Source organism: Faecalibacterium sp. Marseille-P9312, from assembly GCF_902497445.1.
In the GTDB taxonomy this organism is placed as follows: Bacteria; Bacillota; Clostridia; order Oscillospirales; family Ruminococcaceae; genus Faecalibacterium; species Faecalibacterium longum.
Genome location: NZ_CABVEW010000018.1, coordinates 37,471 through 64,415 on the forward strand (window position 1 = coordinate 37,471; position 26,945 = coordinate 64,415).

Sequence of the window (26,945 nt, forward strand, 5' to 3'; positions counted from 1 at the left end):
TTTCAGCGTTCAGCTCATCTCTGTCCGGCCTGCCAATGGCTCTCCCTATGGGAGAGCTGGCGCGCCAGCGCCTGAGAGGGCTATTACCCCAAAATATACGGCATGTAATAAACCGCTTGCTTATACCACCAATCCCAGTCGTGCTTGACGTCGTGGCCCCACAGGTCCACCCAGACAGGGATGTTCTTTGCCTCAAAGATGCGCTTGAGCATCCAGGTGGTGTCGGGCTGCTCCCATGCGCCCTGACCGCAGCAGATGACAGCCTTCTGGTTCCGGTACAGCTCCATATAGGGGTGATCCTCCGGGAAGTTGCGCATATAGTCCACGGGAGAGTTCATATACACCAGCTCATCCATGTAGTCGCCGAAGCCGTAGTGGGCGGTATAGATGCCGCTGAGGGCCAGACAGCCGCAGAAGATGTCGGGCCGGCGGAGGTAAAGGTTGACCGCATGGGTCGCGCCGAGGCTGCAGCCGAAAGCGATGACGCCGGGCAGGTCATCCCAGCCGTTGCGCTCCTTGGACAGATAGCGCAGCTTGGGGACAGCCTCGTCCACGATATAATGCAGCCACTGCTCATACCGGCGGATGCGCCAGTAAGGGTCGCCATTGGTGTCCGACCAGGTCTCCTTGTCCAGCGTGTCGATGGACATGACCATGAGCTGGCCCGACTCGATCCAGGGTGCAAGGGTGTCGGCCATGTGGAAGTCCTCGAAGTCGAAGAAGCGGCCGTCCTGACAGGGGATGTACAGCATGGGCCGTCCCCCGTGTCCGTAGACTTTGCACTCCATCTCCCGGCCCAGCGCCGGGCTGTATTCCTTGAAATACTGCATCTCCATATGCTTTCCTCCTCCGTTTGGTTCAATCAAGCTCGTACATCAGGGTGTGGAACACAAAGGGCAGCTGCTTTTCCCAGCTGGCTTCGCTGTGGTTTCCGCCCGGCACGACGCGGGCCGTCAGGTTGATGCCCCGGGCAAAGATCCTGCTGCACATCTCGCCGAAGCCCTTCCGCATCCCGTTGTGGTTGCCCATCTCTCTGGAGCCGTAATCCATGTAGAGCACGGTACCCGGGGCCAGCTTGCAGCGGCCCACCAGCGCCGTCAGCGCCTCCGGAGCCACCCACAGCGAGGGCGAGAGCGCCGCCGCACGGCCAAACACATCGCTGTACTGCAAAAGAGCGTACAGGCTCATGAGGCCGCCCATGGAGCTGCCGCCGATGAAGGTATGAGCCCGGTCGGGCTGGGTGCGGTAATTGGCGTCGATGTAGGGCTTGAACTCGTGGACGAACCAGTTCAGGGTGTCCTTGCCTTTGCCGTCGAAGTGGCCGTACTGCTTATCGTCGAAGCGGTAGGGCGAATACTCCACCAGACGCTCATTGTTGGCACCGGCGTTGCACTCCACCGCCGCCACGATGAGGGGCGTATCGGTGTAGTCCAGATAGTCGGCCACGCCCCAGCTCTTGCCGTAGGTGGCGTCCTCGTCGAAAAACACGTTCTGCCCGTCGAACATATACAGCACCGGATACCGCCGGTCCGGGTCAGCCTCGTACATGGTAGGCAGATAGACATAGGCCCGACGCTCTTCTTCGCCGCCCACAGCGGGGTAGCGGATGCTCCACTTCTTTATCATCTTTTCATTCCCTCTCGTTTTTCAGATGTACTTTAAGTGTATCACCCGCGGCAGAGAATTGCAATCCGCACCGGATACAGCAAACGCCGCCGGGCGTACAGCCGGGCGGCGTTCATAAGCCTTTCGGCTCTTAGTACTTCTTCTCCACAGGGACGATCCAGCCCTTGGTATCGGGGATCTTGCCCCACTGCATACCGGTCATGGTGTCATAGAGCTTCTGGGTGACAGGGCCGATGCTGCCGTCGCCGATGTAGGCGTGCTCACCCTTCCAGACCAGCTCCTTGACGGGGGAGACGACAGCGGCGGTGCCGGTGCCGAAGACCTCTTCCAGCTTGCCGTCGCGGGCAGCCTGCATGATGTCGGCGATGGCCAGCTTGCCCTCGACGACCTCATAGCCCCAGTCCTTCAGCAGCTCGATGCAGCTGCGGCGGGTGACGCCGGGCAGGACGGTGCCGACGGTGGCGGCGGTGTAGACCTTGCCGTCGATCTTGAACATGATGTTCATGCTGCCGACTTCCTCGACGTACTTCTTCTCGACGCCGTCCAGCCACAGCACCTGAGCGTAGCCCTGCTCCTCAGCCAGCTCGCCGGCCTTGATGGAAGCAGCGTAGTTGCCGCCGCACTTGGTGAAGCCGGTCAGACCGGGAGCGGCACGGATGTACTCGTCTTCGACGTAGATGCGCACGGGGTTGATGCCCTCGGCGTAGTAAGCGCCCGACGGAGCGCAGATGATGCAGAAGATGTAGTGCTTGGAAGCGTGGACGCCCAGACCCACATCGTTTGCGAACACGAAGGGACGGATGTACAGGGAAGCGCCGTCAGCGTGAGGCACCCAGTCACGGTCCACATCCACCAGAGCCTCGACGGCCTGGATGTAATCCTCAACAGGGATCTTGGGGATGCACAGACGATCAGCAGAGTCCTGCATACGCTTTGCGTTGCACTCGGGGCGGAACAGCTGGATGGTGTCATCCGCAGTGCGGTAAGCCTTCATGCCCTCGAAGATCTCCTGTGCATAGTGGAACACGACCGTAGCAGGGTCCAGCTGGAAGGGTGCGTAGGGGACGATGCGGGCGTCATGCCAGCCCTCGCCCTCGGTGTAGTCCATAACGAACATATGGTCGGTGAACTTCTTGCCAAAGCCCAGCTTAGACTCGTCCTGCGGCTTTTCCTTCGGGCAGGTAGTACGAGTGATCTTGATGTCCAACATGATAAATTTCCCTCTTTTCTGATCTCACACAGCGCCGCGCGGGCTGCACGCCCTGCGCCAAATATGCCGAATGTTGTTTTCTATTATAATGCCGTGAAACGGATTTGCAAGCAACCGAAAAATGTTTCATCTTTGGGGCAGTCAAGTTGCCACAAATTATGACCTTATCGGTGTTCAAAAGCGGAAAAACATGGTACAATAGAGTATGTATGTAGATTTTTCGCCAAAAGGAGCTTGCGTTATGATACAGGGTGTTATTTTTGATATGGACGGGCTGATGTTCGACACCGAGCGCATCTGGAACATCTGCTGGGAGCCGGCACTGGCAAAATTCGGCCTGCCCTGCAAGGACGGCCTCTCGCAGGCTGCCCGCGGCACCACCAAGGCCGGCAGCTGCGATGTGCTGCGGCGCTTCTACGGCGAGGACTGCCCCGCCATGGGCATCGTGGAGGAGCTGTACCGGCTGGCCTATGAAGCCTTCAACAAGCCTGTCCCCAAAATGCCCGGCCTCGATGAGCTTCTGGCCTGGCTGGACGAACATCACATCCCCATGGCGGTGGCGTCTTCCAGCCCCATGACCGTCATCGAGGGACATCTGGAACACTGGGGCCTCGGCCATTACTTCAAGGCCGTCATCTCGGGCGAGCACCTGACCCGCTCCAAGCCCGCGCCGGACATCTTCCTGCTGGCGGCGCAGAAACTCGGCACCGAGCCTGCAAAGACGATGGTGCTCGAGGACAGCTACAACGGCGTCCGGGCCGGCGCGGCAGGGGGCTTTGTCACCGTGATGGTCCCCGACCTCTCGCCCGCCACCGACGAGATGCGCAGGATCTATACCTGCGAGTGTGCTTCGCTCCACGAGGTGCGCAGAAAGCTTGAAGGCGGAGAACTATGAGCCGCGGCAGACCCGCACCACTTGTGAAATTTCAACATATCATCCAGCTTTTCACCGTCCTTCTCACAGCCATCCTGATCAGCCTGTTTTTCGGTGTCCTCGTGCTGGTGGGCAAGATACAGGGTACGGCCCGCGTCGTCAACTATGCCGGCCTCGTGCGCGGCATGAATGGCCGTCTCGTCAAGCCTCTGGACGCCAAAAAGCTGGCAAAGAGCATCCGGGAGGCTGTACAAAATCAGCAGTAAAGGAGACATTCTCATGAAAATCGCAGTCCCATTCGAAGACGGTCAGGTATTCCAGCACTTTGGCCGCTCCGCACAGTTCAAGTTCTATGAGGCCGAAAACGGCCAGCTCCTGCGCACCGAGGTCATCCCGACGAATGGTCAGGGCCACGGCGCACTGGCGGGCTTTCTCGTACAGCATGGCGCAGACGTCCTGCTCTGCGGCGGCATCGGCACCGGTGCGCAGGTGGCGCTGATGCAGGCCGGCATCCAGCTGTTCGGCGGCCTTTCCGGTGCCGCAGATGCCGCCGTGGCCGACTATCTGGCCGGGAAGCTGGTCTTCGACCCGGACATCCACTGCACCCACCACGACCACGACGAGGGCCGCAGCTGCGGCTCCCACTGCGGGGGCGGGTGCCACTGACAGCATAAGCAAAGCCGCACTCCGAGCAGATCCGGAGTGCGGCTTTGCTATTTAAGGAGAGAGGCTGTCTGAGATCCCGTGGCAAGTAGAAGGTAGAGGTATGATCTATGGCCAGTAGGAGTATGTCATGAATGGGAGAGAAACTCGCTCAGGTTGACTTTGACCTCATACAGCATTGAAAATAGCGTTACTATAGCAGTTTGCGTTTTTAATGCACAAGCAACATCCGCAAACTGCATATCGAAAATATGCCATTTTGATAGGCACTATTTTTGAAAATCGCGATAAGCAGAATCAGCAGCCCACCATGATAGCAATGATCTCGTTGTTAGTCTCCTTCATGCCCTGCTTGCCAAGACGGCCCACATTCTTGAGGGAGTTTTCTACGCCCTTGGCCACAATGCCGTCACCAGCGCGGAACTGATTGCCGCGGATGTACATATTGTAGCCCAGCAGACCGGCCTCCACCGCAGTTGCGATCTTTGCTGCGCAGGAGGCCTTGGCGCCATCGCAGATGACGCCGGAAACCACCGCCAGTGCGTTGACGACCGTATGGATGACGGCATCATAGTCACCACCGCAGAGATAGGCGATACCGGCACCCGCACCAGCGCCCGCGCTGATGGCACCGCAGTAGGCAGACAGGCGGCCAATGGGGGTCTTTTCGTGGATGGTGGTCAGGTTGGAGAGGGTCAGCGCCCGCAGGAGCTTTTCGTCACTCACGCCCAGCTCCCGTGCATAGACAATGACCGGTACAGAGGTAGTAATGCCCTGATTGCCGCTGCCGGAGTTGATGACCACCGGCTGCTCACAGCCGTTCATGCGGGCATCGGAACCGGCTGCGGCGTATGCCTTGGCACGGACTCTTACATCATTGCCCTCCATATCCAGCAGCACACTGCCGATGTTGGCACCGTAGTTGCCCCGCAGACCCTCCTCGGCAATGGCCATGTTGCACCGGATCTGAGGTTCCAGAATGGAACGGACATCCTCCACGTCCACCGTGTTGGCAAAGTCCCAGATATGCTCCATATCCAGCAGGCTGCGGTCGGTCAGGGTCTCCTCGCTATCTCCGTGTACCGGAATGTCCACCAGTACCTCGCCGTCCTTTTCCACATGGACGATATTGGTGTGGAACACCGCAATGCGCACCTGTGCAGAATGCTCGCCCTTCCAGACCGTGAGGATGATATCAAAGGTGACACCATTCTCAACGTGCCGCACCTTGATATCCGTCTGGTCAAGATATGCGCGGATGGCTTTGGTCTGCTCCGGGGTCACATCGGCAATGACCTCCAGCTTCTTTTCCTGCTTGCCGGCTACGATGCCCGCAGCAGCGGCGGCTTCCAGACCCTTCATGTTATCCGTGTTGGGCACGATGACCGACTTGACGTTTTTGATCATGCTGCCGCTGGCTTCCACCAGCACTTTGTCCGGCAGCTCGCCCAGCGTATTGCGGGCAGCAGCGGCGGCATAGGCCACGGCGATAGGCTCGGTACAGCCCATAGCCGGGATCAGCTCCTCCCGCAGAATATCAATATAAGCCTGGTATCTCTTATCCGTCTTTTCCATTCTAAAAACCTCGGTTTTCTTTTTTACAGCGTACTTACAGGTAGAACACTGCGCACAGGGCGGTGGTGACGACACCGAAGATGATCAGCATGGGGAAGCCGCACTTGAGGTAGTCCTTCACAGAGTAGCCGCCTGCTTCCCAGACCAGCAGGTTGGGTGCAGTGCCGAAGGGGGTAACAAAGGCGCCGGAAGCGCACACAGACACGGACATGGCACCGGCCAGCGGGTTGATGCCTGCGGCCTGGCACAGCATGATGGCGATGGGCAGCACCAGAACGGTGGCAGAGGAGTTCATCAGGAACTGGGTGGTCAGCAGCATCAGGAAGGTGATGGCGCCCAGCAGAATGATGGGAGGCAGGTTGCTCAGCACGGGGCTGATGGCGTTGACCAGATACTCAGCGGCGCCGCTGCTGACCAGAGCCTTGCTCAGGGGGAAGATACCGCCGACGATGAAGATGGTGGAGGTGGGGAAAGCCTTGATGGCTTCCTCCAGACTGATGCAGCCGGTGACGACGACGAGGATCGCGCCGATGACGCCGGCAATGTGCATGGGGACGATGCTGGTAGCCATAGCAACCAGAACACCGATGAAGATCACAGCGACCAGAACCATCTTTTTGGTGTCGTACTCTGCCGTGCGGTCACCGCTCTTGATCTCGATGTCCTTATCCGGCAGCAGCTTTGTGCCGCAGAAGCACATGTACAGTATGCCGCACACCAGCAGGGGCAGGCCGATCTTGGTGTACTCAAAGAAGCCGAACTCCCGCAGGCCCATATCCTTCAGGATGCCGTTTGCCACGATGTGGGGGGTGGTGCCCACCAGCGTGATGGTGCCGCCCAGAGAGGCGAAGAATGCCAGAGCCATCAGCAGCTTGGACTTCTTGACGCCAGCCTTGGAGGCCATGGAGCTGACGATGGGCATCAGACAGGCAGTGGAGCCGGTATCGTTCAGGAATGCGGACAGGCCGCCGGCCACAAGGCCGGTACCCAGCAGCAGGCCCTTTTCGGTCTTGCCCAGCAGACCGATGATCTTGCCGCCGATAAAGTCGGCCAGACCGGTCTTGAAGAAGGCCTCGCCAACGACCACCAGACCCATGAAGAACACGATGGTGGTGTTGCCGAACTCGGTGTAGGCGCTGCCAGCATTGATAACGCCGGTGGCGGCCAGTGCTGCGGGGATGGCTGCGCCGAGGATGACCAGCGGGACCTTCTGAGAGATCAGCAGGACCATGGTGATCACAAGGATGACGCAGGTAATGATCGCTTGTGTTGTCATAACAGTGATACCTCCAAAATGAATTGTACGATTTGTGCGGTGGTTTTTCAAGACGTTTTATTGTCTATATGTAAAGACAACTTATCAACCTGACGTAAGTATAACCGTGATGTCCTCTGTTGTAAATTGTGAGTAGTCCCAATTTATTCGTTGAAAATTCTCTGTTCTGCCAAAAGCAGTCCCTTTTTTGTAAAAACAGGACGGATCTGCCACGCAGCTCCGTCCCCAAAGCGTATAGAACCATCTCCACACAAAAAAGGCTGCTGCACAGCGCACTGTGCAGCAGCCTCCCGGTACTTATTTTGTTTTTGCGGAGAGAAAACGCTCAGAATTCCAGCGTGATGAAGGGACGGTTCTCCTTGGGCATGGAGACCGTGGTGGTGACCGCCAGCACCTGATTCCCGTGATATAAGAAGGTATCCCAGCTGAACAGCTTCTCCGGCGGCGCATTCAGCAGAGAAAGCTCCATATCCGAGGTAAGGGGCGTGTCCACAAAAATGCGGATGTGGGTCGGCTTTTCATTGAAATAGCGGCAGATATAATCGTGCAGGAAAAAGGTCTTCAGCGCCTCGCAGTCAAACGTGTGATCCTTGCACACCGACAGCGGGACATAGCTGTAATCCACCTCATCCACCTCGCTGCTCACATCCACACAGCGAACGATCTTATAGACATAGGGGTTTTCTGCCGTCAGGCCCAGCTTCTGGCACAAGGCAGCATCCGCCTTGATGACCCCATGCTCCAGCAGGCGGTGCGGCTTGTTGTTGGAGTGTTCAAAGGGTGCGATCTTGATGCCGCCGGAAAATGCCATAGGGCTGGAAAAGGACTGGCCAGGGACAAACCGGACAAAGGTACCCTTGCCCTGCACCCGCTCCACAATGCCGCTGTTGGCCAGCTCCTTGACGGCAGTATTCACCGTCAGGCGGCTGACATCAAACTGTCTGGCAAGCTCGATCTCTGAAGGGATCTTGTCCCCGGCCGCATACTCGCCGGACTCGATCTTTTGCAGGATATAGTTCTGGATCTGAACGTATTTGGGCGCATAGGAGTAGTTCTCGTCCGCCATAATCTTTCCTCTCTTCCCATCTCCTGTCCGCTCTTTCACAGCTTGCAGACAGACAAAACTCTCTATTCATGCAATCGGTCAGCATACAGACAGGAGGAAGTGAAAAAAGAAGATCAATCGTTGGAATGTGCGGCCTCGATAAAGGCGCGCAGCTCCGCATCATAGGTATTGGTGGCCAGCGAGCAGTCCGGTGCCAGCACAAAGGGGATGTCCTTCATCCGCTTCAGGGTATTGCGGGTCAGCGCAGCGATCTCCTCGGCCTTGTGCTGACCGAACAGCCGCTCGTCACAGCCGCCCATCGGAGTGATGGACTTGTCCAGCCACTGGGGTGCGGTGTCCAGCTTGGGGTTGCCGGTAGCGCTCTCGGGCCAGTGCAGGATGTCGATAGGGTAGTGCGCAAAATACTCCGGGTTCACCTCAAGGCCGCAGGCATGGACCATGATCTTGCAGGGCTTCAGCGCCTCCATCATCTGCAGATCATAGGGTTTGACAAACTCTTCCCACTCCTCCTTGGTCATGTAGGTGGAACGGGACAGGCCGGTGGCACCGTAGAACACACCGTACAGGCCTGCATCCTCGATGAGGTGCTTAGAATAATCGGCCATCGTATCGGTGATGTTCTGCAGGGTCTTGTGGATCAGCTCCGGCTGCTCATGCATCAGGGTCATCATCAGGTCGTCACGGCTTGCGGCGCGGTAACGGCCAATGGGGTTGACGGCGCACAGCTTCTGCAGGACGCTGGTGGGGCACATCATAGTCTGGAACATGGGGATGTCCTCGTTCAGACCAGCCTTCATCTTCTGAATGACCTCGATCTGCTCTGCAAACACGCCCTGATCGCCCGGCAGCACCGTGATCTTTTCCAGATCCGCCACACCGCTAATGGGACCCTTTACCACCTTGGGCAAAACGCCCTCGTAGTCGTTGTAGTCGAACTGACCGCCCCATGCCTCCTCATAGTAGGAAGCACGCGGCTGCAGCTTGACATAGTCCCAGTCGTAGGTGTTCTGCCACTTCAGCATCGTTTCTACAAAGAGGTCCGCGCCGCTGTGCTCGTTCTCGGTGAAATGACGCCACGCCGATACCGGCGGACGGTCTGCCAACTCATGGTTCAGAACTGCTTCAAATCTTTCTTTTTTCGTCCACATAGTAAAACTCTCCGTTCGTTTTTTGGTTTCTCAGGTTGATAAGTTGCCAAACAACGAGAAAGAGTTCTGTATGCTATTCATTTGTATCATAGCATACTTTTGCTTTGGGGGCAATGATTATTTCGTAGTTTCGTCACCTGCCTTCTTATTGCTGCGGTTGTTATAAACATAGACCATAACAGAAGCGGCTGCCACCAGTGCGCCGCCGATCACAGAGGTAAATTTTACCGGCTCGCCCAAAATAAAGAAGCCCAGGATCATGCTGAAGATAATGCCGGAGTAGTTGTAAATGCTGATCTCCGAGGCCGGAGCAAAGCGATAGGCATAGGTGATAAAGGCCTGTCCCAAGGAGCCGAACACGCCAATGAGCAGCAGCAGTACCGCCTGCTTGAAGCTGGGCACCACAAAATCCTTCAGCATAAAGGGGATAGAAGCAATGGCGCTGAAGGTGGAAAAGTGCATCATGACCGTCAGGCCGTCCACCTTGCCCTTAAAGAAGGAGAGAAAGGTGTAGGCAACACCGGAGGTCACGGCCGACAAAAATGCCACCACCAGCGGGAAGGGGTTGGACTCAAAGCTGGGGCGGAACACGATAAAGGCACCCACCATGGAAAGTGCCAGCGCCGGGATCTGGATCTTGGGCAGCTTTTCTTTCATAAAGATGACGGCCAGAATGGTGACCCAGATAGGGGAAGTTTTGTTCAGGATCGTCACATCGCCCTGCGCCGCATGGCTGGAGGCATAAAACAGGGTGATCAGCCCCAGAAAGCCAAAGAACGACCGCCCGAACAGATAGGGCTGATACTTGGCCGGGCCAAACAGCGAGCCCTTTTTGCGCAGAATGATGATCGCCGAAACGATCAGCACGAACGAATTCCGCATGAAGATCTGCTCCATCGTGGGGATCTCGCGGCTCAGCCGCACCACCACCTGCATGGATGCAAAGCACAATGCAGACAAGATCATATAAAGAGCACCTTTTTGTCTCTGAGTCATTGAATATCTCCTTAACCTGTTTCTATCCAAAGCGGCATTCGAACGCTTTTCGCCGCGATGCCTTGTTGTTTCCACGTTCGATTATATACTTGTCTTGATGTCTTGTCAATATGAAATTCCATCTTTTCCGTCTTGAATCTTCTGGAGATAAGTCTCACTCTTTCCGCAACCGTGCACCCATGGCTTACAAAACAAAAAAGCCATGAAATCTTTCGATTTCACAGCTTCCACGGTAGACATTCCTACGTGTTGGAACCCGCGGGCTACTGATTCGCAGCGCACGCCGGGCGATTCCCTCAATTTTCGGAAGTTACGTTTTGACGTTATTTCTTGGAGGTACATCGTGGGTTTTGAGCTTCAAGTTTCTGCACCCTTTGTCCGATTTTGCAACGATTTGCACCCTTTGCACGTTTTGAAACCGTGCAAAATCCGTGCAGAAACCGTGCACTTACTCTCAGACAAATGAAAAATCGACTTATCCGACAACGACTTGACGGCATTGGTTCGAGTGACCACACGCCAAAAATCAAGTCTTGGAGGATACGACTATGACGAAATTGCTTTCCTGCCACTACAACATGGATACCAACCGGGTGGAAGCCCGGTTTGCGGATGGCTCCACTCTTGCCATCGACTGCATCACCGTCGAAGATGAGTACGGCAACACCCCGGCACAGCGGGCAGAACTGGATTGGCTGCTGTATAATAAGCCCTTGGAGTACGCCCAGCTTGTGCTGGATGGAGAGATAGAGCGTTATCTGTCGCTTGGCTGCGACCATGGCAGACTGGAGGATTGAATCTTAGAAAACGCGCGGCAAAATCGCTAATCGCGCGGCGCGCGTTTCTCAGCGTAAATTCAGCATAAACCATGCCAAGTCAGCGTATTTTCAGCGTAAATCCCGGAAAGTCAGCGTAAATTCAGCGCAAATCAAACTTTCAGCGTAAAAGTCAGCGTAAATTTTCACTTCACGCTTTTGTACTTCCTTCCTCGGCCTACGCCATCAGGCTGCAAGATGCCGTCCTTGCACATCTGGTGCAGGATATAATAGGTTTGATTCTTGTTAAACCCACACAGCTCTTGAGCTTTCTGATTCGTAATCGACGGCTTATGCTTCAGATATTCGAGAATCCGATCCTTTGCTTGAATCTGGCTGACCGTCTTATCCTGCACATAGGCCACATCGGTTTTCACTGTTTCGTAGACCTTGATGGACAGCATATAGGTCTTGCCGTTGAGTTCCAGAAGCCCCTCGTCCCGGCAACCACACACAGAAATATTACTCCTGATATGGTAAAGCCCACAGACCGGATTTTATATCCAGCTTGTGGGCTTTGCTTATTTTCAGCTATCCTGTTTTACGCAAACATTGCATCTAGCTCTTTATCGGTAAACATTTTGGATTGCTTCAGCAAACTTTTAACGCACTCTCGGAATGCTTCTTTGTTCACCGTTTTCAACGCAGTATCCTTGTACACCAGCGTGATAACACAATGTAGCTGCTGGATAAGGTCAACGGCAGAGAGCTGTGCATAGGTGTTCCCATCTACAAGCTGTATCCGAACATCCCGGAAACGCGACCAATCCCGTCCGTACTGGCAGATGTACTGCTGAATCGTATTCCGCATGACATCTATGTTGCCAGATTCCATTGCCATCCGCGCCTGCTTGCATTTTTTCTCAGCCGTGTCAGCAATCGCGTGTGTCAGCTTTGCGGCTTTGACAACGCACTTTTCAAATTGTTCTACCTCATCAGCGTATTGCGATTGAATTTTGATGTACTGTAGTTGGTTGTTGTCCATAGCACAACCCTCCTTTCTGGTCGGTATTATTATACCACAATTTTCCAATGTTATCTACATGGATTTTCCGACAATTTCTCAAATAATTCGACGTAATATCACTTTATATTTGATTTCTGTTGTAAAAAACGGAGCGCACAGTTGTAAACTGTACGCCCCATTTTAGGTTATTTAGCGATTCTTGTCAGACTGCGAGAGAACGCTGCCTGCAAGAGTTTTGGTCGTGCTGCTGTATTTCGGGCTATTCAAAGCTGCCGATGCAACGCCTTCCATTTTCTTTCCCGTCTGATGACCGCTCTTTGCCAGCGCAACCGCACTTTTCACCGCAAGCTCTTTCCGCTGCCGGTAGTCCTTGCACTTCACCCACGACTTAAACTCCTGCCAGGTGCTTTCCCCGGCAGCAATCATTTTACGGAGTGCTTATTCGGTCATGGTTGGGGTCTCCCCTCTTTTTTATTGTGCTTTTCAGCTTCATCTAAATATTGCTGAATGGTTTTGGGTGATTTGAATATATAGTACGTTCCAGCCGTATCTTGAACAAAGAACGGAACTTTTTTATCTCTTGGATAATTACTCAAATTTTGAAGTTGCATTATAAACTTATCTTTTTTCCACGCGAAGGAAACGCATTGTTCTATATCTAGTTCTGCTGGGAGCTTAGTAATTCCTGCTGGTGTTGGCTCTTGGAGTATAACCCATTTATAACCATCTGGAAGTTTTATACCATAACTGCTGATAATGATTTTTCGGTTTCCAGTATTTACAACATCGAGCGATACATACTGGCATTTATCTGCAAGTTCCAAAGAACCACCCAACGCATAAATTACGCTTTCGTTGAACGTAATCTTAACCTTTTTGCGATTTTGATACCTTGTTTGCCAAAGTGCTATAATTGCGGCAACAGCAGTGGCAATCGCACTTGCAGCTTGCCAAAACATTCCCCAATCAAACCCTGCTTCAACAGGTTTCATTTTCGTTCTCCCTGCATTTCAGAAATCCAGTTTATTTAATAATGCTCTTTTCGTAATACTTTTTCATTTAACGCATTGAAAATCATTCTTTCATTATTGGAACATCTTCCATTTTCCAGCCCTTCTTGAATATACCGTTCCATTTCTCCCGGCGTAATATATTCGTACTCTTTTCCACCCAGTGATTCAACAAAATCATACGGGGCAAAACCAATTTCATTCCAGCTTTTCATCGTATAGGTGCGAAAACAAGGGACGTTTTTATCTTTGCAGAGCTTGACCAGCACCTTTCGTTTATCCAAGCTCATATTCTCGCCGATAATAATTCCAACCAATTCTGACGCTTCATAATTCAAAAATCCGGCATCTTCATTTTGAATTAACCGCCATTCATTTTCATACGCCCAATCTTTATGCTTAAAGCAGAGCGATTCTTCAATCGCTTCTGACATTTCATCATCCATAAAGTCTATGTCAAACAAATCAAATGTAATATCTGTATAAATCACAGGCTTTATTTCAGAAAAAGTTTTTTCTGTTGAATAAATCAAGCAACAGCCAGAATAGCCACTCGCATAATGCGCCCACATAATAGGAGAGTTTGGAATTGCAGAAACAGAGAGAACTCTGTACTGATTTTGCCTATCTTCCACAATTGGATGTATTTTTCCACAAGCAAGCGTATATCCAGCCCCCATACAACCCAAATACACTTGTAAGGCATTTGCTTCCATGGGGTCATTCAGCATAGAAGGCTTTGGCAAATAAATATGATTACTTTTTATAATATCTACCACACGATTAAAGTCAGTCTGTGTAGATATTGATTTATACTTATAAACAATCTGCGGTCGAACGTGCATAAGATTCCTCTATATTTACTCCATCACTCTAATCGTACTCTCAATAAACGCAATCTCGTCTTCCGTCAGCTCATACTTCCTGTACAGCTTTTCGTCCGTCCATTCCTCCGTAAAATCCTGATCGGGCACAAAGATAAAGTTTGCTCTTGCAATGTGCATAGACGAATAGGTCAGGCGCAGCATGAAGCGAGTAAACTTACACATCAGATACTGCTTGTAGTTTTTGATTTCTGCTTCGGTATCGAATGCGCCCAGAACCAGATAGGAGAAGGTGTTCACCTCACCCGGAACCTCAATCCGGGGTGTTGTGATGGCCTTATAGCCCTTGGACGGGTCAATGCCAACCTCACCATTGCAGGGAACCAGAATGGAGATCGTTGCCTTGTACTTGTCGATCAGCTCCGCATTTTTCTTGACATCGCTTCTCTTAATATAGCCGGTGCCTTGGCTGTGAATAAGGGAAATGCAACCATCAAAGGGTTCTTTTTCGCCACGAGCCGCAGAGGGGAAACCAAAGGCATCAATGGGCTGCACCCGATCGGTCAGGAAGTGTTCTGAACGGTTCAGAACCTTATGGATGATGGATAGCGATTCATTCGACCGAATGAAGATTTCTCCAAACTCATTGAGGTTGCGCCGCATAGTATGGTGTTCCAGACCGCTGACGTTTGTAACCTCGCAGACCTCCTCCTTGTCCCGATCCCACAGGAAATAGCAAATGCCGCCTGCAATATCTACGGTGCTGAAGCAGTCTTTGGAGTTCACAAAATCCGTCAGCCTGATCAGTTGCGGATCGTTCAGCATCTCATTGCGGAAATCGTTCAGTCCGATGCCGCCAGCATACCAGCGTGCCGGCATAATCATGGAGATATAGTGGGGCTGCATGGTTTTTGCCTGATCCACAAACAGGTTATAAACCGGGCGTGCCTGCTTTGCCGCAACATTGGCTGCGCTGCCGCCGCCTGTATCCTCCTGATACGGCGGATTGCCCACAATGGCATCAAATTTCATGGGCTGTCCCTCCTTTCCCCATGTATCGGTTCGCTGCAGCTTCTTTGCCAGACGCTGCGGGTCGTTTTCCATCCGTTCCAGCAGGTGCGGAATGTAGGTGGTGTTGACTGTCCAATCCTGATAGCCCACCAGCGTCCGCCGGGTGATGCTTTCTGCCATCCGGGTCTTGCACAGAACAAAGATCTGCTGCTCCACGGTCTCCTGCCAGAGAGCCTGTGTCTGCTCCAGCGGCAGCTTGTCCTCCGGGCCGGGCAGCTTCATGGCGTACAGGCTGTATGCCATATACAGGGGATACAGGCCGGATTTGGAGTTCATTTCCAGAATCCGTGCCTCCGGATTGAGGAAGATGTCCTCCGTGACCTGCCCCTGATCCACCAGACGAGGCTCCTCCAGAACCTCCTGCGAATCGAACTGCTCGTTGAGGAAGCAGTAACCGCCCACCATGTTGCTCAGATGAAGGTTCACCACCCGCCACGGGGTCAGAACGGTTTCCTTGTCGGGGTGGCTGAAGATCTCGGCAATGCGCTTCACACGCTCAGTGGGCGGCAGCTCGTCCGCAGCCTTTGCCATGCGGCGGATGCGCAGACCCGCCCCGCTGACCACATCCTCGTCGTAGTATTTCAGCAGCTTGCGGAACAGGGGCTTGTCCACGGTTTTGGGCATGAACTCCTGCCAGGATTCCTCATCCACCAGCGTGATGAAGTCTGCCATCTTGATGCTCTCGGTCAGGTCCACCTTGGCACCGTAAATCAGCAGGGGCAGGCGGATGGACACATTCCGCAGCAGCCGGATGACCTTCTCGCGCTCTTTCTTCTGCTCTTGCAGTTTCTTGAGCAGGTCATCATCCTCTTTGGTGCGCTCCCGCTTGGGCTTGTTGGAAATCTTGTCTGCCTTTTCGTATTCCTCGCCCGTCAGCCCCTGATGATTGATGTGGACTTTGGTTTCCTTTTTGGCGGCTTTCTGCTCGCTGAGCTTATCCGACAGGGTATGGAACAACTCCACATCCTCCTCGTCCATGACGATGCCGGTGTCCTGCTTGTAGACCGATTCGTCGTCAAAGCCGCTCTTGATGGCCCTGTCCACCGCCAGACGCTTGATCTGCCGCATCATTCTGGAAACGCTGTATGCGGTCATCTGGGTGCCGTCCATCGCAATCACCGGGCAGAAGTTCAGGAACTCTCCCAATGCCGCCCGGTTCTGTTCTTCGTTGGTCCGACCCCGCTTGGTGATGCGGTTGACCTCAGAAATCACGTTCAGGGCACGGTCCGGGGCAAAATCAAAGACGTGGCAGCGTTCCTTCTGCTTGCCGTCCAGCACCCCTGCCGACTGCACCCGGAAGATGGTCTGCATACAGCCGGACGCAGCCGTGCTTGCCGACCCGGTCAGCATCATCACAGCCGTCCACTCCGGCACCGTCACGCCGGTGGTCAGCTTGCCGCAGGAAATGGTAATGGTGTAGCGGTTCGCCTTGATGACCTATTTTACCAGCGTCAGAAAGCAAAGAATCCTCGCTATATCTTACGATAATGACCTCGTTCCAGAAATTCAATTATTCCTTTATCCCGAAGAAATTGCAGTTGTTGGCGAATCTTCGCTTCAATGTTTTGATTGTCGGGATGCTGAATCTTCAGTTTGTCTGCAAACACATAAATATCCTTCAGATAAAAATCTTTCGTCGGGATAGCGTTTACACAGTTGAGTACATCCAACAGCCATCCACGCTTTTCAATAGATCCCGTTTGCAGACGTTTGATTCTTGCATAGTCTTGTACGATACGATCCTTACTGCGGAAATTCTGATTTTCAATAATAGGGATTCGCCCTTGTTCTGGAATATCACCGTACAAAATATTGCAACCGACCCATCCAGCACGTCTGGCAGTTGGCGATAACGGTTTTCTCTTTTCGATTACCGTAGGTGTAAAGAAGAATTTTGGCACAACCGTTAATTCGACGACCTGTAAAGAGGAGTAGTGCATAACCAACAAATCGGGATTTGTCATACTGGTTATGCGACTTATCATGGTATCGTATGCACCATCCGATATTTTTCTTCCAATTCTTCCATCTTTACTTTTCAACTCAAAGATTTCCCCACAGGATGGACACTGAAAGTCTGCAACAGGGCGGTTATTTTCCAATTTTGAAATTCGAGCGTTTCCACATACCGGGCAGAAAATATTGTCGTTGACCCAGCTTTCACTCATCACACGGATTTTCTGTGAATTGCTTTTATATCCAAGTCCAAGCGATTGGTCAAAGCACAAGTTCATAGTTCAAAATCCTCACACCGGATACTGCTTTTTTGATTGTACCACGTTGGTCAGGCACTGTAAATATTAGAACCTCATGCCGCCATCTTTCATTTTCATCAGGGCACCCCATTTTCCAGTGCCCTGCCGGGAAGAATCCAAAGAGCGGCGGAACGCTCGTTGGCACATGACTTTGCTTGCAAAGTCTAGTGTGTTACACCTTGGTTCCGGCTGATGCGGAAAAGGGGCTGCAAAAGGCTCCGGCAAGCACCTGTTCTGCGGCAGAAGAATGCGCAGATGGGCGTGGCAGTTGATGATCTCCGGCGGCGACATCAAGGCGGTGCAGGGGACCACAGGACACGCCAGTGCGGATATGCTGGTGAACACCTACGCTCATATCCAGCAGTCCTCCCGTGTAGAGCTGGGCAAGAAGTTCGAAAGTGGCTTCTACGCCAAGCCCGACACCTCCAGCCCGCAGGCTGTACCCGCCGCAGGCGAACCCACCATCTCCATGACGGCTCTTTTGGAATTGCTCAAGGATGCCGACCCGGAAATGAAGGCAAAGCTCCGCTTAGCACTGCTCACCTGATGCAAAAAAGGGCACTGATTGCAATGCAATACAGCGCCCTACATAATCGGACATGGATAACACCGACCGTGCAGAAACCGTGCACCCATGGCTCACAAAACAAAAAAGCCATGAAATCTTTCGATTTCACAGCTTCCACGGTAGACATTCCTACGCGTTGGAACCCGCGGGCTAAGCAACAGCCCACTGGGCTGATTGCTTGCGGCGCTATGCGCCGCCGCCCTGTTCGAGCCCCTTCCATCGCGCAAATAAAAAAAGAAAAACCAGTACACAATGTGTACTGGTTTTTCTTGGTGCGATGGAAGGGACTCGAACCCCCGGCCTACTGATTCGTAGGAACCGAATGGCACATTTTGTCCATTTCATCATTTGACGCTAAAACGTCATTTTAATCGAATTACCGTTATTTTTCAGTTGTTGTTCTGTTGCATTCTTTGCATTGCTTGCACGCCTTTGCACCTGTTATCCATCCTTGCGATGTGCAGAAAATGTGCAAAAGTGTGCAGAGCCAAAATCAGCCCGGCAAAACAGGCTGTTTCGCACAGCGCCAAAAGCTGGATTTCAACGGTATTTATTGTGCAAAATCTTCCAGTTTTATCCAAACAACAATCTTACATGACACACCGGTTCTATGGCAGGGTTTAGGACATCCGAACAGACACCGTTTGATATAGAAATGAGGTTCACCATGAATAAACTGCTTTCCTGCCGCTACAATACGGACACCAACCGGGTGGAAGCCCGGTTTGAGGATGGCACCACTCTTGCCATCGACTGCATCGCTGTGGAGGACGAGTACGGCAACACCTCGGCACAGCGGGCGGAGCTGGACTGGCTGCTGTATAATAAGCCCTTGGAGTATACCCGGCTTGTGCTGAGAGTGGAGATGGAGCGTTATCTTTCTCTCGGCTGCGACCATGGCAGACTGGAAGATTAATATTATAGATATGAAAAAACAACCACCTACTACACAAAATCGTGCAATAGGTGGTTGTTTTATTTTCGATCAAGCTCTTGCCACACCAGTCTCGCGGGCAGCTTCTGCCACAGCATTCGCCACAGCCTCGGCCACCCGGGGGTCGAAGGCACCGGGGATGATGTTCTCCTCGCTGCGGTCATCGTCGGTGATGAGGTCCGCGATGGCGTAGGCGGCGGCCAGCTTCATCTTGTCGTTGATGTCGCGGGCGCGGACGCTCAGAGCGCCCCTGAAGAGGCCGGGGAAGCACAGCACGTTGTTGACCTGATTGGGGAAGTCGCTGCGGCCGGTAGCCATCACGCGCACGCCGCCCGCCTTGGCTTCATCCGGCATGATTTCCGGGGTGGGGTTTGCCATGGCAAAGACGATGGCGTCCTTGTTCATGGTCTTGCACAGCTCGGTGGTCAGGATGCCGGGCTTGGAAACGCCGATGAACACGTCGGCACCTTCCAGTGCTTCCTTCAGGCCGCCCTTGACCTGACGGGGATTGGTCACCTCGCCCAGCCAGTTCTTGTGGGCCTCGGCGCTGTTGCAGCCCTTGTACAGGGTGCCGAACTGGTCCACGGCGATGATGTCCTTCGCGCCGGCGGTCATCAGCATCTTGATGATGGCCGTACCGGCAGCGCCGGGGCCGTTCAGGACGATGTGGACGTCCTCCATCTTCTTGCCCACCACCCGCAGGGCGTTGATGAGGGCGGCGGTCACGACGATGGCCGTGCCGTGCTGGTCATCGTGGAAGACGGGGATGTCCAGCTCACGCTCCAGGGTCTCCTCGATCTCAAAGCACTCAGGGCTCTTGATGTCTTCGAGGTTGATGCCGCCGAAGGTGGGGGCGATGGCCTTGCAGGCCGCGATGACGCTGGCCGCGTCGTGGGCGTCGATGCAGATGGGGAAAGCATCCACGCCGCCGAACTCCTTGAACAGCACAGCCTTTCCCTCCATGACCGGCAGACCGGCCTCTGGGCCGATGTCGCCCAGCCCCAGCACAGCCGTGCCATTGGAGACGACGGCCACCATATTGCCCTTGAAGGTGTACTTGTAGACGTCGTCGGGATTCTCTTTGATCTTGCGGCAGGGTTCTGCCACGCCGGGGGTGTAGGCGGTGGACAGGTCGTCGCGGGTGGCGACCTCCACCTTGCTCACGATGCCCACCTTGCCTTTGTGGGTCTCGTGCATTTCCAGAGCAGCTTTATTGTAATCCATTTGAATTTCCTCCCATTGGTTCAAAACTCATTTTTCCAAGGACTTTCATCGCTGTAATCGTGGGAAATATAATCGTAAATATAGCCGATCTCACTGTCCGGCAGGTTGATGCGGTACTGCTCGGCAATATTGGCAAAGCAGCGCCGCGCCAGTGCCACAAAGTCCCGGTGCTCTTCACAGAAGCGTTCCAGCTCACGGTAGCTCTTGATCTCCTCTTTTTTCACCAGCCGCTCGATCAGGCAGCTGATGTGCAGGTTCAGACCTACCACGGTCTTGGGCTGGAAGTGGGAGCCAAGCGCCCGCTGCATCTCCTCCAGCATATCTGCTACCAGCGAAAGCACCCGCGATGCATTCAGGATGGTGAGCGATTCCACCACGTTCTCCAGCGAGAACAGATTGACCAGATTCTGCTTGAAGTGCTCGAACTCTTCCTCGGTCAGATAGCCGCTGAGACCGCTCTTGATCTTATCCAGTCCGCGCTGGGTGATGATGTCCTCCACGGCCACCACCGGGAAATCCGCCGGGCCAAGCTCCATGGTGGACGCTGCAAACAACACGCTGCAGGTGTCCCAGTGGCCATTCTGACGCAGCTGCTCATAGGTCTGCACATCGTAGCACAAAAAGCGCGCGTTTACCTTCGTGTTCAGATGATTCAGGCTATGCATGAACAGCTCGCTCACCTTTGCAGCGACGTTGCTGCCGCTCTCGCTCACAAACAGGATCACATCCTCTTTGCGGGCTTTTTCCAAGATCTTATAGCGGATCTGCGAAGCATTTTTGGCATTTTCCAGAACCTCTGCCAGCGGCATCCCGTCCAGAATATGGCTGCCCACCGAAAGTGCCATCGCTGTGGAAACATTGTTGATGATCCCGAGGTTGACATTCGGCAGGTCGTCCAGAAGCTCGGTGATGTTTTCCAGTGAGCCGAGGTCTACCAGGATCAGCACATCACGGTTCTCGTTGAAATAAAGGATCTTTTTGACCTGACTGACGATCTCGCTGACCGGCACATCATAGGGCATATCGATGGCGTTGAACAGATACTTATGCAGCATCTTGTTGCACACGTCTGCAATGCTGCTGGCCGTAGCGTAACCGTGGCAGATGATGAACGCCTGCACTGGCAGCTTGTTGCCGGGGCGGTGCAGCACCTCCACAAAGGCGCTGATCATCAGGATGCCGATGGACGAGAAATGCACATCGGTGGTGTTCTGCACCATCAGCAGCAGATCACTTGCCACCGCAAAACTGTAGGGCGCATCCCGCCGGACAGCCTCGGTCAGGTCTGCCACCAGCTGCTGCATCTCGGCGCTGTCCTCTGGCAAGGCATCATCGAACACATTGCCGAAATACACCCACCGCGCCAGCATCAGGATAAAGCTGTTGGGGAAGCCGACGCCGTACAGCTCATGGATGCGCTCCGAGATGCGCAGCATTCCCTGTTCGATGCCCTTGATGCGCTCATCTGCGATCTTGTTCTGGAACAGGATATAGTTGTTGTACTCCTCCAGCCGGTGCACCATGCGGGTGCAGAATCCGGCACATTCCAGACTGCCCTGTAAATACAGCCGCCCCTGCTCCCGGATCTCCTCCAGCAGACGGTGCTCCCTTTCAAAGCCGCAGTCCTCCCGCAGGTCGTCCAGTGTCAGCGCACGGTTCTGCGCACCGGCCTCCGGCAGCAGCAGGCAGCTCTCAAACACGGCATCCGGCAGCACTGGCAGACCGATGCAGATGCCGCCGTCCCGGCTGCGGGAGTATGCATTGGTGCAGCTGGTACGGATGACCTGCTCCAGCTGACCCACGTTCCGCTCATACGGATACTGCATCAGCATCTGGTATGCCTGACCCGTCACCTGCACCCTGCGGCCGATGCGCTGCTCCTCCTGCATCAGAAAACGATAGATGAGCCGTTTTTTCTCCAGCAGCGACCGGCTGCGCAGCGGCAGAAGCTCTGCCTGCACCGGCACACTGTTCTTGAGCGAGGGCGGCACCGTCTGCACACCGAAGATCAGGCGCGGATACTTCGCGCCCAGCTCCGGTAGCACTGCCGTTAAAAAGCGCACAGCCTCGGCCTGCACACTGCTCTCCAGCTGGTCAAAGCCGTGCAGGTACAAAAAATCGCTGCCGGTGCCAGCCTCCAGCCTGCGTTTGAACGAAGCGGCAAAGCCGGTGCCGCCCGGCTCTGCTGCGCCCCACATGGCGCAGTCCAGCTCGGCAAAACGGCTCTCTGCCGGCACGACCTGCTTTTCCTTTGCATACTCCCAGGTCTTGCCGGCCAGCAGACGCTTGCCGGTGCCTTTTTCGCCCGCCAGCACCAGCGGCAGGCCGGTGGGCGGATACTCCACCGCCACACGGCATTTTTCCACGGCGGATTTCAGGCTGAGGTGATAGCCGATGACTCCCGCAAAGCAGCTGTCCGCACGGCGGCCATGGTTCAGATCCTGCTGCAGAAACTGCAGATCCTCATATTCAGTATCCAGCGTCTGAACGTTGAATTTCCGGCTCAGCGTCTCCCGTAGGAAATAATAGACCGGCCGGGTATTGATCTTGACCATCCAGCCCTCTTTGAAAAACTCGTTCAGGTACTGGCTCACCGTGTTGCGGCTGATGTGCAGCACCGCACCCATTTCCTGCGTGGTAAACGGTTGCAGCACCTCAAAGTTCACCTGTCCGGTCTGCTGTTCCAGATAGTTGTACAGCTCCTGCTGGGTCGGATTCAGCTTCTGCAGATTTGCCATTGTCACCTTTGCTCCTGTTGTTTTTTACGCTCAGCCCTTGTTCAGAAAGGGGACTACCAGCTCCGACCACACATCGTCGAAGAATTTTTTACTGTCCAGCGCCTGCACCGTGATCACCGCTTTGCTCTTGGGCACCACCACGATGTACTGACCATACATACCGTCTGCGCGGTAGGATTCGTCGTCCGGGTTCGTCCAGAAGAAATAGCCGTAGCCGTGCTTGGGGGCATTGACCGGGTACTGGTTTTTTTCTGCCTCATGCAAATATGCGGGGTCCAGAAGCTGCTCGCCGTTCCAGCAACCATCGTGCAGCAGGAACTGCCCGATGTGGGACATCTCATCAATGCTCAAAAACAGGCCGTTCGCTCCGGCAGAATGTCCCATGGGGCAGGTGAGCCAGTCCGGGTTGCCGATGCCCAGCTTATCAAAAAAGCGGGGCGTCATGTAGTCCTTTAGGGTGCAGCCCGCAGCGCGCTCCACGATGCAGCTGCACATATAGCTGTTGAAATTGTTGTACTCGAACCGGGTGCCCGGCTCATAGGGGAACTCATTGTGCAGGAAATAATCCTGCCAGTCCCTGCACTGCAGTCGCTGCGCATCATTCCAGAAGAACATTTTATCCTTGGAGCCGCAGCCCATCATCAGCAGGTCTCGCACGGTCATGCGGCGCAGGTTCGGTGCAAGCTCTGCGGGGTCATACTCCGGATAGAACCTGAGCACCGGGTCGTCCAGTCGCAGCAGCCCTTCCTGCACGGCAAGCCCCACACCGATGGAGGTAACGCTTTTGCTTACCGAATAAGCGTGCAGACGCGTAGGCTTATCCAGCCGGGCATAGCTTTCCTCCAGCGTATCATTGCGCCATGCCTGCACAAAGTTGATGACGATATCCTTCTGCTTCATTTTCGCAATAAATTCTTCGGTACAGTTCATTGCAGCCTCCTGATAAGTGGGAAAGCGGATGTCAGCCCACGCTCCCATCCGCTTTCCATTTTACTATAAAATCGCCGTCTTGAAAAGTTCTGCTCAGAAAATACCGATAGCAGTGAGCAGCACACTGACTACGATGATGCCCAGCAGGATCGTGTTGGGCTTCGTGCCCTTCTTGAGCAGACTGTAGACGCCCAATGTGGTAAGCAGCGAGAGCATCTTGGGCATGATGCCGTTGATGACATCGATCAGCTTGATGGCGTTGTCGCCGCTGCCAATGGCAACGACCGGGTTGACGCTAACCATGGAGGCCGACATGCCGCCGATGACCAGCAGACCGATGATGGCTGCCGCGGTAAAAATCTTTTCGGTCAGACCCAGTTCCTCAAAGCGGTTCAGCGCCTTCATGCCGGAGTTGTAGCCCCAGTGGCAGCCGAAGTAGCGCACCAGCACGTTGGGGATGTTGAACAGCAGCAGGAACAGGAACGGCGCAAACAGGTTGCCCGTAAGTGCCAGCGAGCAGGCGATGCCGCCGGCCAGAGGACGCAGGGTGCCCCAGAATACCGAGTCGCCGATACCGGCCAGAGGGCCCATCAGACCAGCCTTGACCGAGTTGATGGTGTTGGGGTCAAAGTCCTCCTGTGTGGCGTTCTCCTCCTCCATGGCCGCTGTAATGCCGAAGATAAAGGGGCAGAGCATGGGCGTGGTGTTGAAGAACTCGGCGTGACGCTGCAGTGCCTCACCCAGCTCCTTCTTGTCCGGATACAGCTTCTGTAGAATCGGGGACAGCGCATACTGCGCACCCTGACTCATCTGACGCTCGTAGTTAAAGGATGCATTGACCGTAAAGGATCTCCAGAAAACCCTGTTGATATCGCTCTTGGTGAGCAGCTTTTTCTCGTTATTAGAAGTCATCGTCAGCACCTCCGTCAACCACAGCAGTATTATTCGGCTTGTTCTGGTCGTTGACCAGCATCAGAGCCACAATGATCACGCCCAACAGTGCAATGCCCAGCACGGGAACATTGAGGTATGCAGCCAGCAGGAAGCCCAGCAGGAAATACGGAGCAACCTTGGGGCTGACGAGGATCTTGCCCAGCATAGCAAAGCCCAGTGCAGGCAGGATGCCGGCGGCCACGGAAATGCCGCGGATGATGAATGCGGGGATGATGGCAAGGAAGCTCTGCACCGCGTCGCTGCCGCAGTAGAAGCAGATAGCGATGACCAGAGACATGACGATATCGTAGGAAAGGAAGCTGATCATGTGCATGGCATTCACGCCGGCGGCGTTGCCTTCAGCCGCATATTTATCAGACTTATGCAAAAACCAGCTGCGGACGGTCAGATAGTAGGTGTTCTTAATCAGCAGAGCCACCGTTGCAATAGGCAGTGCCAGTGCAAGGGCAGCCTCTGTGCCATTGCCGGAAACGATGGCCAGCGCAGTGCCCAGAATGCCGCCTGCGGTGATCTCCGGCGGCAGCGCTGCGCCGATGGTCACATTGCCCATGAAGGCCAGCTCCAGCGTAGCACCCACGGCCAGACCCGCGTTCACATCGCCCAGCACCAGACCGACCAGCGGGCCCATCACGATGGGTCGCTGGATCATGGAGTTGCCGACGCCGCATTCCAGAAAACCGATAAAGGAAACCAGTGCGATCAATAATGTCTTTACAAGCATGTTGTTCTCCTCCTGTTCTTGATGGATCAGGTCAATATCTTCTTGGCATCACTGGGCACTGCCTGGATGAACACCTCAATGCCCTCCGCAGCGGCCTCGTGCAGCAGCTTCTCCTCTTCGTCCGATACATAGACCGCATGGGACAGTGCGTGGCGGTCCGGCGCAGACTTTGTGCCGCCCAGATTGATGCTCTTGATCTGGGTGGTCTCCCGCGCCAGACGCACCGCATCCTTGACATTGCCGGTCACGATCATCAGGCTGTACTTGTCGGTCTTGCCTTCATTGATGGCGGCGATGGAATCATCCACCGTCTTGATGACGAGTTTGGCATTGTTGGGCTTGCCCAGACGCAGCGCAGCCTTGCGCACATCATCGGTAGCGGCCGCATCGTTTGCGATCAGGATGCAATTGGGATTCAGCTGTCCACACCAGCTGAAAACCACCTGACCATGCAGCAGACGATGGTCGACGCGTAGCAGTTGGATCATAAATTTTTTCCTCCTTATCAGAAATCTTCTTCTTCACTGACGAACTCCGGCTGCTGAATGGAAGCCTGTGCCTCTGCAATGCTGGTTTTTACCAGCTCGTCCAGCGGCAACTCCTCCTCGGTCAGCAGAGTTGCGACCAGCGTCAAATTCATTCCGGTGATCACGCGCACACCCGGCTGTGCCGCAAAGACGACAGCTTCCTTATTCACGCTGCCACCCAGCACATCCGTAACGATGACGCATTCTCCGTCTGCCTGACGGAGCATCGCCTCCAGTGTGTCATGGACATTGCACTCCGGCGTTGTGTAGGCATCGAACGCCTTGAGCGCCTCCTGTTCTCCCAGGATCATCTCCACCGTGTTCTTCATGCCGGATGCCAAATGTCCGTGTGACGCTAGGATTACAGTTCTCATATACATCCCTCCTTGTGCTTGCAGTATACACCCTGCACAGTTTTTATTTCATTGTGACAGTCTTTTTGGTGATTAAATCCCGTGCTTTCGACACTGTTCGTGCTCTCCTCGACACTGCTGCGATAAAACCGTGCATACAAGCACCGGTTTCCATCAAATTTCCCAGAATATAAGTCCTACTATCACCGCTTTACTGCAATAAAACTTGCAAAACCATCTTGACGCACTCCGCAATCCATGATACTCTTTACCGCAAATCCCATCAATTTTGTAGAAAAGTACAGAGCGGCGAGGATTTATTCCCCATGAAGATTTTTACCGCCCCGCAACACATCCGATCTATTTTGCCGCTGTTTCACCCGACAAAATTTTTCGCCTGTCTTGCAGGGCGGTATTTTTCTTTTGGGGAGCTGTGCCTTGAATCCTACATAAGCCGTCTGAACGAGATACTGCGCCATGACCTCACACTTTGTGTGGGCGAGCCGGACAACGCCGCTGCAAAACAGGGGCAGGAACTGCGTTCGGTGTGAACGGTGACCATGAGCAGGGGCTTTGCCTTTTCACACGTTTTGCTCTGCAAAATTTTCAACGTGCATTGC

Annotated in this window: 29 protein-coding genes; 7 read left to right on the forward strand and 22 right to left on the reverse strand. The window is 54.1% G+C overall.

Features of this window, described 5'->3' with window-relative positions:
• Window positions 1-83 precede the first annotated feature (83 nt).
• The 3 genes from F3G95_RS12245 to F3G95_RS12255 all read right to left on the reverse strand — a co-directional run bounded on the left by F3G95_RS12245 (window position 84) and on the right by F3G95_RS12255 (window position 2,836).
• Window positions 84-836 (reverse strand): alpha/beta hydrolase-fold protein, encoded by a 753-nt coding sequence (locus F3G95_RS12245; protein WP_149795173.1) that lies wholly within the window; start codon window positions 834-836, stop codon window positions 84-86.
• A 22-nt stretch (window positions 837-858) separates the two neighbouring features.
• Window positions 859-1,626, reverse strand: coding sequence for an alpha/beta hydrolase-fold protein (locus F3G95_RS12250; RefSeq protein ID WP_149795174.1), 768 nt, complete (start codon window positions 1,624-1,626; stop codon window positions 859-861).
• A gap of 130 nt (window positions 1,627-1,756) precedes the next feature.
• Window positions 1,757-2,836: a branched-chain amino acid aminotransferase gene (locus F3G95_RS12255; RefSeq protein ID WP_149795175.1), complete on the reverse strand. Its 1,080-nt coding sequence runs from the start codon at window positions 2,834-2,836 to the stop codon at window positions 1,757-1,759.
• A gap of 241 nt (window positions 2,837-3,077) precedes the next feature.
• Between F3G95_RS12255 and F3G95_RS12260 the strand changes: the two genes are divergently transcribed.
• The 3 genes from F3G95_RS12260 to F3G95_RS12270 are packed head-to-tail and all read left to right on the forward strand — an operon-like array spanning window position 3,078 to window position 4,376.
• Window positions 3,078-3,731 carry an HAD family phosphatase gene (locus F3G95_RS12260; RefSeq protein ID WP_149795176.1) on the forward strand — a complete coding sequence of 218 codons (654 nt, stop codon included), beginning with the start codon at window positions 3,078-3,080 and terminating at the stop codon, window positions 3,729-3,731.
• A gap of 23 nt (window positions 3,732-3,754) precedes the next feature.
• The gene (locus tag F3G95_RS12265) at window positions 3,755-3,976 is read left to right on the forward strand and encodes a hypothetical protein (RefSeq protein ID WP_188117556.1); all 222 of its coding nucleotides are present in this window, start codon (window positions 3,755-3,757) and stop codon (window positions 3,974-3,976) included.
• Between the two features lie 13 nt (window positions 3,977-3,989).
• Window positions 3,990-4,376, forward strand: coding sequence for a NifB/NifX family molybdenum-iron cluster-binding protein (locus tag F3G95_RS12270; protein WP_149795178.1), 387 nt, complete (start codon window positions 3,990-3,992; stop codon window positions 4,374-4,376).
• Between the two features lie 294 nt (window positions 4,377-4,670).
• Here F3G95_RS12270 and F3G95_RS12275 read toward each other — a convergent pair whose 3' ends face one another.
• The 5 genes from F3G95_RS12275 to F3G95_RS12295 all read right to left on the reverse strand — a co-directional run bounded on the left by F3G95_RS12275 (window position 4,671) and on the right by F3G95_RS12295 (window position 10,434).
• Window positions 4,671-5,948, reverse strand: a complete 1,278-nt coding sequence (locus F3G95_RS12275) for an L-serine ammonia-lyase, iron-sulfur-dependent, subunit alpha (protein WP_149795179.1) — start codon at window positions 5,946-5,948, stop codon at window positions 4,671-4,673.
• Window positions 5,949-5,982: 34 nt separating this feature from the next.
• A complete protein-coding gene (locus F3G95_RS12280; protein ID WP_149795180.1) occupies window positions 5,983-7,224 on the reverse strand; it encodes an SLC13 family permease in 1,242 nt (413 codons plus the stop codon).
• A 325-nt stretch (window positions 7,225-7,549) separates the two neighbouring features.
• A complete protein-coding gene (locus tag F3G95_RS12285; protein WP_149795181.1) occupies window positions 7,550-8,290 on the reverse strand; it encodes a GntR family transcriptional regulator in 741 nt (246 codons plus the stop codon).
• 113 nt (window positions 8,291-8,403) lie between these two features.
• A complete protein-coding gene (locus tag F3G95_RS12290) occupies window positions 8,404-9,438 on the reverse strand; it encodes a uroporphyrinogen decarboxylase family protein (RefSeq protein ID WP_149795182.1) in 1,035 nt (344 codons plus the stop codon).
• 117 nt (window positions 9,439-9,555) lie between these two features.
• The gene (locus tag F3G95_RS12295; protein WP_149795183.1) at window positions 9,556-10,434 is read right to left on the reverse strand and encodes a DMT family transporter; all 879 of its coding nucleotides are present in this window, start codon (window positions 10,432-10,434) and stop codon (window positions 9,556-9,558) included.
• A 548-nt stretch (window positions 10,435-10,982) separates the two neighbouring features.
• Here F3G95_RS12295 and F3G95_RS12300 point away from each other — a divergent pair.
• Window positions 10,983-11,231 carry a DUF6061 family protein gene (locus F3G95_RS12300; RefSeq protein WP_149795184.1) on the forward strand — a complete coding sequence of 83 codons (249 nt, stop codon included), beginning with the start codon at window positions 10,983-10,985 and terminating at the stop codon, window positions 11,229-11,231.
• Window positions 11,232-11,395: 164 nt separating this feature from the next.
• Here the strand turns inward: F3G95_RS12300 and F3G95_RS12305 are convergent, their stop codons facing one another.
• From F3G95_RS12305 to F3G95_RS12335, 7 genes are all read right to left on the reverse strand, one after another.
• Window positions 11,396-11,704, reverse strand: coding sequence for a hypothetical protein (locus F3G95_RS12305; protein WP_149795185.1), 309 nt, complete (start codon window positions 11,702-11,704; stop codon window positions 11,396-11,398).
• Window positions 11,705-11,790: 86 nt separating this feature from the next.
• Window positions 11,791-12,234, reverse strand: a complete 444-nt coding sequence (locus F3G95_RS12310) for a hypothetical protein (protein WP_149795186.1) — start codon at window positions 12,232-12,234, stop codon at window positions 11,791-11,793.
• Window positions 12,235-12,405: 171 nt separating this feature from the next.
• The gene (locus tag F3G95_RS12315) at window positions 12,406-12,642 is read right to left on the reverse strand and encodes a hypothetical protein (RefSeq protein WP_149795187.1); all 237 of its coding nucleotides are present in this window, start codon (window positions 12,640-12,642) and stop codon (window positions 12,406-12,408) included.
• Between the two features lie 20 nt (window positions 12,643-12,662).
• Entirely contained in the window at window positions 12,663-13,208 is a 546-nt protein-coding gene (locus tag F3G95_RS12320; protein ID WP_149795188.1) for a hypothetical protein, read from the reverse strand.
• A 35-nt stretch (window positions 13,209-13,243) separates the two neighbouring features.
• Complete coding sequence (locus F3G95_RS12325) at window positions 13,244-14,071, reverse strand: DUF2971 domain-containing protein (RefSeq protein WP_149795189.1); 828 nt, start codon at window positions 14,069-14,071, stop codon at window positions 13,244-13,246.
• Between the two features lie 15 nt (window positions 14,072-14,086).
• Entirely contained in the window at window positions 14,087-16,474 is a 2,388-nt protein-coding gene (locus F3G95_RS12330) for an Eco57I restriction-modification methylase domain-containing protein (RefSeq protein ID WP_243130387.1), read from the reverse strand.
• Between the two features lie 119 nt (window positions 16,475-16,593).
• On the reverse strand, window positions 16,594-17,355 hold the full coding sequence (locus F3G95_RS12335; RefSeq protein ID WP_149795191.1) for a DpnI domain-containing protein: 762 nt from the start codon (window positions 17,353-17,355) through the stop codon (window positions 16,594-16,596).
• Between the two features lie 268 nt (window positions 17,356-17,623).
• On the opposite strand from F3G95_RS12335, the gene F3G95_RS12340 reads away from it, so the two are divergent.
• A complete protein-coding gene (locus F3G95_RS12340) occupies window positions 17,624-17,923 on the forward strand; it encodes a hypothetical protein (protein ID WP_243130385.1) in 300 nt (99 codons plus the stop codon).
• A gap of 688 nt (window positions 17,924-18,611) precedes the next feature.
• Window positions 18,612-18,860 carry a DUF6061 family protein gene (locus F3G95_RS12350; RefSeq protein ID WP_149795192.1) on the forward strand — a complete coding sequence of 83 codons (249 nt, stop codon included), beginning with the start codon at window positions 18,612-18,614 and terminating at the stop codon, window positions 18,858-18,860.
• A gap of 69 nt (window positions 18,861-18,929) precedes the next feature.
• On the opposite strand, the gene F3G95_RS12355 is transcribed toward F3G95_RS12350, so the two are convergent.
• The 7 genes from F3G95_RS12355 to F3G95_RS12385 form a co-directional block, all read right to left on the reverse strand.
• A complete protein-coding gene (locus F3G95_RS12355) occupies window positions 18,930-20,102 on the reverse strand; it encodes a malic enzyme-like NAD(P)-binding protein (protein WP_149795193.1) in 1,173 nt (390 codons plus the stop codon).
• 20 nt (window positions 20,103-20,122) lie between these two features.
• Window positions 20,123-22,840, reverse strand: a complete 2,718-nt coding sequence (locus F3G95_RS12360; protein WP_149795194.1) for a PRD domain-containing protein — start codon at window positions 22,838-22,840, stop codon at window positions 20,123-20,125.
• Between the two features lie 30 nt (window positions 22,841-22,870).
• On the reverse strand, window positions 22,871-23,770 hold the full coding sequence (locus tag F3G95_RS12365; RefSeq protein ID WP_188117557.1) for a serine hydrolase: 900 nt from the start codon (window positions 23,768-23,770) through the stop codon (window positions 22,871-22,873).
• Window positions 23,771-23,863: 93 nt separating this feature from the next.
• Entirely contained in the window at window positions 23,864-24,682 is an 819-nt protein-coding gene (locus tag F3G95_RS12370) for a PTS system mannose/fructose/sorbose family transporter subunit IID (RefSeq protein WP_149795196.1), read from the reverse strand.
• Complete coding sequence (locus F3G95_RS12375; RefSeq protein ID WP_149795197.1) at window positions 24,672-25,445, reverse strand: PTS sugar transporter subunit IIC; 774 nt, start codon at window positions 25,443-25,445, stop codon at window positions 24,672-24,674. Before F3G95_RS12375 ends, F3G95_RS12370 begins: the two co-directional genes overlap by 11 nt.
• Before the next feature lie 26 nt (window positions 25,446-25,471).
• Window positions 25,472-25,933 (reverse strand): PTS sugar transporter subunit IIB, encoded by a 462-nt coding sequence (locus F3G95_RS12380; RefSeq protein WP_149795198.1) that lies wholly within the window; start codon window positions 25,931-25,933, stop codon window positions 25,472-25,474.
• 17 nt (window positions 25,934-25,950) lie between these two features.
• Window positions 25,951-26,346, reverse strand: a complete 396-nt coding sequence (locus tag F3G95_RS12385; protein ID WP_188117558.1) for a hypothetical protein — start codon at window positions 26,344-26,346, stop codon at window positions 25,951-25,953.
• A 305-nt stretch (window positions 26,347-26,651) separates the two neighbouring features.
• Between F3G95_RS12385 and F3G95_RS13850 the strand changes: the two genes are divergently transcribed.
• A complete protein-coding gene (locus F3G95_RS13850; RefSeq protein WP_243130386.1) occupies window positions 26,652-26,876 on the forward strand; it encodes a hypothetical protein in 225 nt (74 codons plus the stop codon).
• The last annotated feature ends 69 nt before the right edge of the window (window positions 26,877-26,945 follow it).